Below are 2,647 nucleotides of genomic sequence, written 5' to 3'. Positions count from 1 at the left end.
CAACGCTGCCATGTTTGCGGTGGAACTGGGGGCAGGTACCCGCTCAGGCTCTGCATCGCTGCTGGCTGACGCCATCGACTTTCTGGGCGACGCCGCCAACTACGGCCTTTCGCTCTGGGTCCTGGCCATGGCCCTGGCCTGGCGGGCCCGCGCCGCCCTCGTCAAGGGAGCCAGCATGCTGGCGTTTGGCGTGTTCGTGGTGGGCCGGGTGGCCTGGGGTGCCTGGCAAGGCACGCCGCCCGAACCCTTCACCATGGGCGGGGTGGGCCTGCTGGCGCTGGCGGCCAACCTGGGCGTGGCCGCCCTGCTCTACGCCTACCGGGAAGGTGACGCGAACATGCGCGGCGTGTGGCTTTGCACCCGCAACGATGCCCTGGGCAACCTGGCGGTGATGGGTGCAGCCCTGGGCGTGCTGGGTACGGGCACGGCCTGGCCTGACCTCGCGGTGGCGGCCATCATGGCGGGTCTGGCCATCAGCGGCGGCTGGAGCGTGATCCGCCACGCCCGGCAGGAATTGGCCAGCACGGCTGCGCACCCGCAACCGCATGCCCATTGAGCCAAGCCATGCGCATACGTCTGTCTACGCCCTTGAGCGCGCCCCCGCAGTGGGTCGCTACCCAGCTTCAGAGCACGGCCGTGTTCCGGCACATCACCGCGCCCGTCATCCACTTCCGGCCAGCACCGGGACATCACTGGCCCGCCCACTGGGCACCTGGCGACCTGGTGCTGCAGATGCGGCTGCTGGGCATGATTCCCATGGGTCCCCAGACTGTCCGCATCTCGGTCGAGCCCTGCACACAGGCGGGCGGCTGGCCCACGCTGCGCGACAACGGCGAAGGCGTGCTCATGCGCCGCTGGGACCATCGCATCACCCTGCAGCCGCTGCCCGATGGCCGCACGCTGTACACGGATGAGATCGATGTGGCGGCGCGGTACCTGCCCTGGCTGATGACGCCCCTGAGCGCCCTCTTTGCCCAGGGGTTCTACCGGCATCGCCAACGGCGCTGGCGCCACTTGGCGGCGCAACACGCCGCCGACGGCACAGCCCCTACCGCAGTGCAACGGCTTGCCGCCTTCGAGCACCTGTTGGCCGGCTTTGCCCGCCTGCCCGACGCCCCGCCACCTCAGCGCTGGCGATGGCTGGAAGCCGCCCACGTTCTGGGGCAGGCGTCCTTGCCGCTGCACTGGCGTGCGCACACCGCCATGCTGCGCTACGCCGTGGCGCTGGGGGATACACGTGAGGCCGCGGGGCAACTCCTGCGGCTGGCCTTGGTGCCCTGGGGCCATCTGCTGGCACGGCTGCCGCTGGGCAACATCGGGCGATCCCATGTGAGCGCTTTTCAGCCCATGGTGCCGGCGGCCGAAGTCACCGTGCTCATCCAGCAGGCGGTGGAGGACACAGCGACGCCCCCCGTGCGGCTGGACGAACGGGGCGCCTGAAACACAGCCCCCGCTGTTTCGCTTGCCGCGGCGCGCTCAGGCCTTGGCGCCGCGGCCCGCGCGGCCCTGCTTGAGCGGAGCCCTGGCTGGCCTCACCGCAGCCCGCTCCAGCCACAGCAGACTGTCCATCTGCACCAAAAAATGCCGCAGGTAGTCGGGCGACAGGGAGCGCATCAAGGCCAGGGAGCGCAACATCAGCCGGTGTGAATTCAGCGGTCCTGCATTTTCCGGCCCGCGTGTGAGGGCCTGCGCCAGCTGCTTTTCCGCCGAGATCTTGGACCACACTTCGCTGAAGCGGCGTACGCTCTGCAGGTCCGAAACACTGGCGCCCGCGCCCGCCAGCACACTGTCTGCCCCGGGTCGGGTCCTGGCACTCAGTTCACGGTTGAGCTGCTGCAGCGGAGATGGGGTTTTGGCGACTGCCGCGGCGACCCGTGCCCGAGGAGCTGTTGCCTGCACACGCCCGGCGTAGTCCGCGAGAGCCGCCTGCAGCCTGCGCTCCAGCACCTGGCGGACCCCCGGCGGCTGCAAGAGGAGACGTTCGTCCAGCACCTCCAGGTAGCGAAAGCGTACCGGGTCAAGGTGCTGCGCGCCCTCGGCCCGCAAGGATTCCAGGGTTGGCTCACTCATCACGGGCTGGCTTGGCAGATGCGGCGCGAGGAACCGGAGCCATCTCGACCCGGCGGTTCTGCGCCCGGCCCTTTTCGTCGGCGTTGTCTGCCACGGGCTGCTCAGCACCAAAGGCTGCGGCAAACACCTGGGACGAAGGCATCTCCTCTTCGATCAGCGCACGGGTGACGGTGAGTGCGCGCTGCGCTGAAAGCTCCAGGTTGTCGGCAAAGCGCTGGTGGCGCCCTTGCACCAGGCTGGTGTTGTCGGTGAAGCCGCTCACCATCAGCATCTCGTCGCGCTCCTTCAAATACACCTGCAGCGGAAGCACCAGGCTTTTCAGCAGCTGCCGGCCCTCGGGGCGCAGCTCCGCCGAGCCGGCGGCAAACAGCACGCTACCGCTGATTCCGATGCGTCCCTGGTGCAGCGTCACACGTCCGCTGGCCAGGGGGACCGCCAGGGCCTTTTCCAGGGCCATGCGGCGCTTCTCTTCCATCTGCCGCTTCTCCACCTCTTGCTTGAGGTTGGCCACCAGATCGATTTGCACCACGAGCACGCCAACGAGGATCAGCACGAAGGCGCCCAGCAACCCCGCCAT

4 protein-coding genes are annotated in these 2,647 nt (G+C 68.8%); 2 read left to right on the top strand and 2 right to left on the bottom strand.

Features of this window, described 5'->3' with window-relative positions:
* Both MRY84_RS17885 and MRY84_RS23185 read left to right on the top strand, forming a co-directional pair.
* Positions 1-556, top strand: a 556-nt coding sequence (locus MRY84_RS17885; RefSeq protein ID WP_291507049.1) for a cation transporter, incomplete at its 5' end; no start/stop codon positions are given.
* Positions 557-564: 8 nt separating this feature from the next.
* The gene (locus MRY84_RS23185; RefSeq protein WP_363317562.1) at positions 565-1,440 is read left to right on the top strand and encodes a DUF3703 domain-containing protein; all 876 of its coding nucleotides are present in this window, start codon (positions 565-567) and stop codon (positions 1,438-1,440) included.
* Positions 1,441-1,476: 36 nt separating this feature from the next.
* On the opposite strand, the gene MRY84_RS17875 is transcribed toward MRY84_RS23185, so the two are convergent.
* Together MRY84_RS17875 and MRY84_RS17870 are read right to left on the bottom strand one after the other, a co-directional pair.
* Entirely contained in the window at positions 1,477-2,070 is a 594-nt protein-coding gene (locus MRY84_RS17875; RefSeq protein ID WP_291507048.1) for a DUF2894 domain-containing protein, read from the bottom strand.
* Positions 2,063-2,647 (bottom strand): OmpA family protein (locus tag MRY84_RS17870; RefSeq protein ID WP_291507047.1); only part of this gene is annotated, 585 nt, incomplete at its 5' end. The genes MRY84_RS17870 and MRY84_RS17875, both read right to left, overlap by 8 nt.

This window comes from Acidovorax sp., from assembly GCF_022763525.1.
Taxonomy (GTDB): Bacteria; Pseudomonadota; Gammaproteobacteria; order Burkholderiales; family Burkholderiaceae_C; genus Acidovorax.
This window is presented reverse-complemented; position numbering and strand designations above follow the sequence as displayed.

What these genes read in the sequence shown, in the direction of transcription:
- MRY84_RS23185 (WP_363317562.1), top strand. Translation starts at nt 565, where the DNA reads ATGCGCATACGTCTGTCTACGCCCTTGAGCGCGCCCCCGCAGTGGGTC.
- MRY84_RS17875 (WP_291507048.1), bottom strand. Translation starts at nt 2,070, where the DNA reads ATGAGTGAGCCAACCCTGGAATCCTTGCGGGCCGAGGGCGCGCAGCAC.